The 6411-nt window shown below is 55.1% G+C and carries 7 protein-coding genes and 1 tRNA gene; 7 read left to right on the top strand and 1 reads right to left on the bottom strand.

Features of this window, described 5'->3' with window-relative positions; translation table 11 throughout:
* From KGZ89_02500 to KGZ89_02490, 3 genes are all read left to right on the top strand, one after another.
* Positions 1–1236, top strand: a 1236-nt coding sequence (locus KGZ89_02500; protein MBS3973723.1) for a hypothetical protein, incomplete at its 5' end; no start/stop codon positions are given.
* Between the two features lie 87 nt (positions 1237–1323).
* Positions 1324–1400 (top strand) — tRNA-Pro (locus KGZ89_02495).
* 64 nt (positions 1401–1464) lie between these two features.
* Positions 1465–2151, top strand: a complete 687-nt coding sequence (locus tag KGZ89_02490) for a DUF2085 domain-containing protein (protein ID MBS3973722.1) — start codon at positions 1465–1467, stop codon at positions 2149–2151.
* Between the two features lie 56 nt (positions 2152–2207).
* On the opposite strand, the gene KGZ89_02485 is transcribed toward KGZ89_02490, so the two are convergent.
* Positions 2208–2666, bottom strand: a complete 459-nt coding sequence (locus KGZ89_02485; GenBank protein MBS3973721.1) for a hypothetical protein — start codon at positions 2664–2666, stop codon at positions 2208–2210.
* A 123-nt stretch (positions 2667–2789) separates the two neighbouring features.
* On the opposite strand from KGZ89_02485, the gene KGZ89_02480 reads away from it, so the two are divergent.
* From KGZ89_02480 to KGZ89_02465, 4 genes are all read left to right on the top strand, one after another.
* On the top strand, positions 2790–3596 hold the full coding sequence (locus KGZ89_02480) for an SAM-dependent chlorinase/fluorinase (protein MBS3973720.1): 807 nt from the start codon (positions 2790–2792) through the stop codon (positions 3594–3596).
* 45 nt (positions 3597–3641) lie between these two features.
* Positions 3642–4436, top strand: coding sequence for an S-methyl-5'-thioadenosine phosphorylase (locus tag KGZ89_02475; protein ID MBS3973719.1), 795 nt, complete (start codon positions 3642–3644; stop codon positions 4434–4436).
* Positions 4437–4485: 49 nt separating this feature from the next.
* Positions 4486–5610 carry a site-2 protease family protein gene (locus KGZ89_02470; GenBank protein MBS3973718.1) on the top strand — a complete coding sequence of 375 codons (1125 nt, stop codon included), beginning with the start codon at positions 4486–4488 and terminating at the stop codon, positions 5608–5610.
* A gap of 78 nt (positions 5611–5688) precedes the next feature.
* Complete coding sequence (locus KGZ89_02465) at positions 5689–6336, top strand: redox-sensing transcriptional repressor Rex (GenBank protein ID MBS3973717.1); 648 nt, start codon at positions 5689–5691, stop codon at positions 6334–6336.
* Positions 6337–6411 lie beyond the last annotated feature (75 nt).

The raw sequence follows: 6411 nt of genomic DNA, 5'->3' as shown, positions 1-6411 counted from the left end.
AACCGCAAGGTAACCCCGAGACCGGGCCTCATCATCGATCATGAGGCGCACACAGAAAACAACGTAAGGTGCACGCACTGTCATAACAGGATCGCCCACATACAAGACTTCGAGCTTGTCGCCAAAGATCCCACCACAGGTGAGGTAGGCTGGAAGCTCGATGACTGGATGGAAAAGCCAGGGTGCTTTAGGTGCCACAGCCAAGAAGAGGGAGCTGCAGCCACAGGAGCTTGCGCGGCCTGCCATCCGGCCGACTTCGATCTGGTGCCGGCCGATCATAAGGTCGAAAACTTCGTCTCCGAGGTTCACGCCGATCTTGCCATGGAAGAGTACGCTAGGGTAGATGAGGCCAAAGCCAGGATGGAAAGGCTTGAAAAGGCCGATGGCGGCGGGACAACAATCGACATGGCGTCAACTGGCCCAGAAAGGGCATACGCCGCATCAAGCAAGGAAAATGAGTGGTCAGATATCCCTCCAGCCAATCAGATCAACTACTGCTACACCTGCCACGCGCAGAGCTTCTGCAGCGATTGTCATGGCATGGAGATGCCGCATCCCGCAGGCTTCCTTGAGGAGCACGGAGAGCTCGATCCGGCCACCTGCCTTACATGCCATGCTGTTGCAGGTGAGACAGCCGACGAGATGCTATTCTGCAGCGCCTGCCACCATGGACCAGAATCCAACTGGGAGTTTGATCCAGCGGTAGATCTGGACATTCAGCATGCCCAAACTGTTGTCGCCAATGGTGTAGATGGATGCCTTGAAAGATGCCATGACATGCAGTTCTGTCTGGACTGTCACAACAGGGTTGACCCTGTACCGACTTCACACCTTGCGGCGGACTTCTTGCGGAAGCCTGCAGCCGAAATCGGCACACATGCAGAGATGTATAACGCTCAGCCAAGGGCTTGTGAGGTTTGCCATGGCGGAGGAATGATCAACGACAACGAGTTCTGCGTTGACTGCCATGTACTTGACGTCCCGCATGCCCAGGAGTTCAGGCAGTTCCACGTCAAGCAGGGAGTCGAGCAGCGTCAGGCTTGTGTGAATTGCCATACATTCAGGGAGCTTTGTAGCGATTGCCATCACCAGGGAGCCATCGACGGCACTCCATGGGTCAGGGTTCATGATGCGGTCGTCGCTGAGAGTGGCGCTACTGGCTGCCTCGAGAAGTGCCACACTGAGCGGTTCTGTGCGGATTGCCACGTCGCTCAGGGGATAGAGGCTACCCCTTAAAGTCAGCAATAAGTTCTGCGGTAAGCGATGCGGCGCATGTGCGAGGGCTTTTCTCGGCTGGCGTGACCGTGTATCATACCGCTTCGTCGGGATGTGGCTCAGCTTGGTAGAGCGCTGCGTTCGGGACGCAGAGGTCGTGGGTTCGAATCCCGCCATCCCGACCATTTGTGACGAATACTCAAGATCTTGCTTTAGCCAGCCCGCTTTCCAATGTGAAAGGGCTTTTTAGTGCCGGATATTCTTCAATGGATCGGTTTTGGGCTTTGCCATCAGCTGCCTGAGCGTTCTTTCTTCGGAGGAGGCATCCAGGTTCCGGTTTGCGCGCGAGACACCGGAATATACGCTGGTTTTCTGCTCGGATTTCTCCTTTTTCTAGTTTTCCATTGGGGGAAAAGGCCCGCCGGCCTTCCGCCGATGAAGGTCATGCCTTTGCTCGCACTGTTCGTGCTGGTGATGGTTGTCGATGGGGGAACTTCCTACATGATGTTGCGGGAGTCAACCAATGAACTGCGCTTGATAACTGGGCTGACTACGGGATTTGCGCTGGCGGCGCTTGTCTTCCCGCTGATAAATGGACAGCTATGGCGCACATCCACCCCCGGACGAGTATTGGATAGACCTGTCGAAATCGCGGGGTTTGTAGTTGCGGTCCCGGTTGCCTACTTTGCGCTATGGACACTTGCGCCGCTTGCCGGGGTCGTTTACCCATGGCTAATTGCAGGCGCAATAATCTTCACCTTTGCTTCGGTAAATTTGGTTCTGGTGACCCTGATTCCGATATTTGAAAGGAAAGTTGCGAGAGTATCGCAGGCAATTCCGACTATCCTGGCGGCCCTGGGATTTGCCGTGCTGCAACTGTTTTTGGCCTCGAGCGCTCGGATTTGGCTAACCAGGATTGCCGAATCACTGAGCTAGGACAGCCCCAGTAGTAGGCATTGAGGTACTCACGGCCGCCCCGGCGACGCCGCTTCTTACTGGAGTTTGTACGTGACGGAGGTCATTATTTCTCCGGAGTTGCGATCCAAAACCCACGTTCTGCCGTTATCGAGCGATTCGCTTTCAGTGCCCCATGCCTCCAGCACAATCCATACACTCGTGCCATCCACGGTGGCTGCTTCGGCGTAGTAAGGAACAGATCGCGCTTCTTGCGGAAACATCTCTGTCAGCAGATTTGCAAGCTCTGCCTGCTCGGCGCCTTGTTCTCTCAGTGAGATCAAGGCTGAATGCCTTAGCTCGGGCGCTTCTGTTACCGGTGCACCGATAAACGGCGGCCTGGCGATCTCGGCATGGACGTCGCGAGCTTCAACAGAACTCAGCTCTCGGCCCAGATCCTCATAAGTGAAGCCGGCCTCCTCGGCGCAGCCCAAGAGTCCAGTTGCGCCGATAAGCAGCGCAAACAGTAAAACGTATGTGGCGGCCTTCGTTTTCATCGGCATACCCCCTTGGATAGTGCAATATTCACATAGTAACCCATCGAGTTAATGCGTATTCTGTATTTGAGCAGCTTCAAGCCTGTCATCGCATTTGGCAAGGGCGCGTTTGGGAGGTGCAGTGTGCAAAGTATAATTGGTTTTGTGTCCGATTTCGGCCTGGACGACACATGGGTCGGAGTTTGCCATGCTGTTATTTATCGTGCTTGTCCGCATGCAAGAGTCGTTGACCTTGGCCACCAGATTCCGCCGTTTGACATCAGGAAGGGTGCAGCGGTGGCTGCGGCTGGAGTTCATCAGCTCCCGGATGCGATCCATCTTGTGGTGGTTGATCCCGGTGTAGGAGGAGGCCGGAGCGACCTTTGTGTTGTCACAAAGTTTGGCACCAGGCTTGTGGGCCCCGACAACGGAGTACTTTTACCTGCCGCACAACGGGCAGGAGGAGTTCTTGAGGTTTATGCGTTGGATCCGAAGAAGATGGATCACCGGGCACCGCTGGCAACGTTTCACGCCAGAGATGTTTTGGCACCGGCCGCCGCGGCCTTGGCATGTGGCGTGGAGCCAAGATTTCTCGGCACTGCCATCGATCCCGAGTCATTGGCGCCTGCGCCCTTTGGGCCATGCAGAATGGAGGGAGGCGTGCTAACTTGTGAAGTTGTAGATATTGATAGGTTCGGTTCGATTCGCATCAATGCGACTGCGCAAGATATGGAAGCTCATCAACTGCGCCGAGATAAACTTCAGCTTAGTCTGGGGCATTTGACGGTGGATGTTCCCTTTGGGCGGACTTTTTCCGATGTGGAGAAAGGAAAGCCTGTAGCCCTGGTGGACTCTTCCGGCTGGCTGTGCCTGGCGATAAGGAGGGGCAGCGCCGCGGAGAAGTATGGAATCGAGCCCGGGACGGCTGTGCGTATATCGCAGGGCACATAGATTTAGCGTAGCTGGTATGTCTCGATAACGAAAAGGAGAAAAAGTATGCGTTACCCACAAGCGGAAATAGGGGTCTTTGGGGGAAGCGGTTTTTATGAGCTGCTCGATGATCCACAGGAGTTCAAGGTGGATACCCCATTCGGGCCCCCCTCTTCGCCGGTCATGTATGGCCAGATTGGCGGCAGAAGCGTTGCTTTTCTGCCACGTCATGGTAAAGATCACTCTTTGCCGCCCCACATGATCAACTACAGGGCAAATCTTTGGGCCATGAAAGAGCTTGGCGTCTCACAGATAATCGGTCCTAATGCATGTGGCTCACTGCAGTCACATATCGAGCCCGGCCACTTTGTTATCTGCGACCAGTTTGTCGACAGAACCAGCGGAAGGAAAGACACCTTTTTCGATGGGCCCACGACCACTCACGTTTCAGCGGCGGATCCTTACTGCTCGGTGATGCGGGAAGTGGCACTTCGCTCAGCAGGAGAGGTAGGTGTGACCGCGCATCCAACCGGAACCGTGGTCGTGATTCAGGGTCCGAGGTTTTCGACCCGCTCCGAGTCACGCTGGTTTGCGTCGCAGGGCTGGGAGGTCATCAACATGACCCAGTATCCGGAGTGCTACCTCGCGAGGGAGCTTGAGATTTGTTACTGCAACATATCGTTGATCACCGATCACGATGTCGGTGCCGAGGGAGCAAAACCAGTCACGAACGACGAGGTGGTGAGGGTTTTTCTCGAGAACAACGCAAAGGTAAAGGATTTGCTATACAGGATGATTCCGCAGTTGCCCTCGACTAGAGAGTGCTCCTGTGCAAGCGCACTGGATGGCGCGCAGTTCTAGGCGCTGCGGTTGTACGTGTATCCGTTTTCGACGCAGAGGAAAGGTCGCCGTGTTTAATACCCCCTCATTTCGAATGGGGCGCTTGTTTGGCATCCCTATTGAGGTGAATGTTACGTGGCTGGCCATATTCGTGCTGGTCGCGGCATCGTTGTCGTTCAGCTATTTTCCGTCGGCCTTTCCCGATTGGGCACTTGGAGTGAATCTGACCGCCGGAGTGATCACTGCCTTGCTTTTCTTTGCGTCGATTGTTTTTCACGAGATGAGCCACTCACTCGTTGCCAGGGCAGGCGGAATAAAGGTCGATAGGGTGACCCTGTTTCTGTTTGGTGGAGTAGCGCAGATGGAGGAGGACCCATCCACGCCAGGCCGAGAGTTTCTTATGGCGATTGCCGGACCGGCAGCGAGCATCTTCCTAGCGGCGGTCTTCGCATCTGCCGCAGCTGTCATGCATCGGGCAGGCATCTCGGACTACTGGTGGGGTCCCGCGGAGTACCTGGGTATCATCAACGTCGCTATTGCTCTTTTCAACATGCTTCCAGGCTTCCCCTTGGACGGAGGACGCGTATTGCGCGCCCTGCTTTGGAAGATCAAAGGAGACAAGCTCTGGGCTACCCGGTGGGCGAGTAACAGCGGTCAAGTAATAGGCTACGGGCTCGTGGCATTTGCAGTATTTGGAGTTTTGCAGGGCGCGCTGAATATGCTGTGGATGGGGCTTGTGGGCTGGTTCATAGTGGTGCTTGCGGATACCGCTTATCGGCAGCAGCTGGCGCGGAGTACGCTTAATCGCCAAAACGTAGGTTCCCTTGCATCAACAGATGTAATGGTGGTGCCGGGAGATATCACCGTTGAGAGGCTAGTCTTCGATTATTTCGTGGATGGACCTCACACGCGGTATCCAGTGGTTGTAGATGGCGCGGTCGTCGGTCTTGTGACCTTGGATGCGGCAAAGGCCACTCCTCGTGAAGAGTGGAGCCGGATAAACGTGGAGGAGATCACCGCCAAGGACCTGAGCGTGCTGCTGGTCGATGCGGATGAGCACGCTGACAAGCTGCTGGACAGGCTTGGGAGGGGCACCTCCAGTGCGCTTATCGTAAAGAGAGACGGGCACCTTGCAGGAATCGTAACGCGAGCGGACATAATCGCCTACCTGCACCGCACAGGAGTGGATTTATGAGAAGACAGGACCGAAGTTATCGTGTATGCTTGTAACAGCAGTTACTATATCTGTGCTAGAGGCAATTAAGGACAGGCTATGGCCGGGCACACATCAAGCAGCATTCCTGAAGGTGTCATAGAGAGACTTCCTGTTTACCTCAACGCCCTGATGCAGGTTCGTGATGAAGGAAGCGGCACAGTTTCCTCGGCGAAGCTAAGTGAGCTGACCGAGGTAAACTCCGCCCAGATCCGTAGGGATCTTTCGTATTTCGGATCCTTTGGTAGGCGAGGCGTCGGTTACGAAGTGATAATGCTCATCGATAAGATGCAGAACATCCTTGGCTCTGACCATACGCATCGCTTGGCCCTGGTCGGGGCAGGACATCTCGGGTCAGCTATCGCCTCATATAACGGTTTGCGCGCAAGAGGATTCATTGTGTCTGCGATCTTCGACAGCGATCCAGCTAAGATAGGCAATCGTATCGGCGACATCGTGGTGCAGGATGTTTCGACGCTTGCCCGAGCCGCGGAGGCGCAAAAGATCAGAATCGGCATCATTGCGGTTCCGACGACGGCGGCCCAGGAGGTGGCCGACCTAATGAGCGCGGCAGGAATCAGGGTGATCCTGAATTATTCGCCGATGATAGTCAGGGTGGCGGACGGTGTTGTCGTGCATAACACGGATCCTGTGCGTGAGTTGATGCATACGCTGTACTATCTGTCACGTGCCGAAGGTGTAGCGTAAGATTCAACGTGGTGATAGTCTTGAAGCGTGTTGTGTATCATTGGTGAGAATTTGACCGGCATTTGGATAATCGGG

It is taken from the genome of Actinomycetota bacterium (assembly GCA_018334075.1).
Classification (GTDB): Bacteria; Actinomycetota; Coriobacteriia; order Anaerosomatales; family UBA912; genus JAGXSC01.
This window is presented reverse-complemented; position numbering and strand designations above follow the sequence as displayed.

Bases quoted from the DNA above. Each gene is read 5' to 3' on its own strand.
- KGZ89_02465 (MBS3973717.1), top strand. From the start codon at position 5,689: ATGGCCGGGCACACATCAAGCAGCATTCCTGAAGGTGTCATAGAGAGA.
- KGZ89_02475 (MBS3973719.1), top strand. From the start codon at position 3,642: ATGCGTTACCCACAAGCGGAAATAGGGGTCTTTGGGGGAAGCGGTTTT.
- KGZ89_02485 (MBS3973721.1), bottom strand. From the start codon at position 2,666: ATGAAAACGAAGGCCGCCACATACGTTTTACTGTTTGCGCTGCTTATC.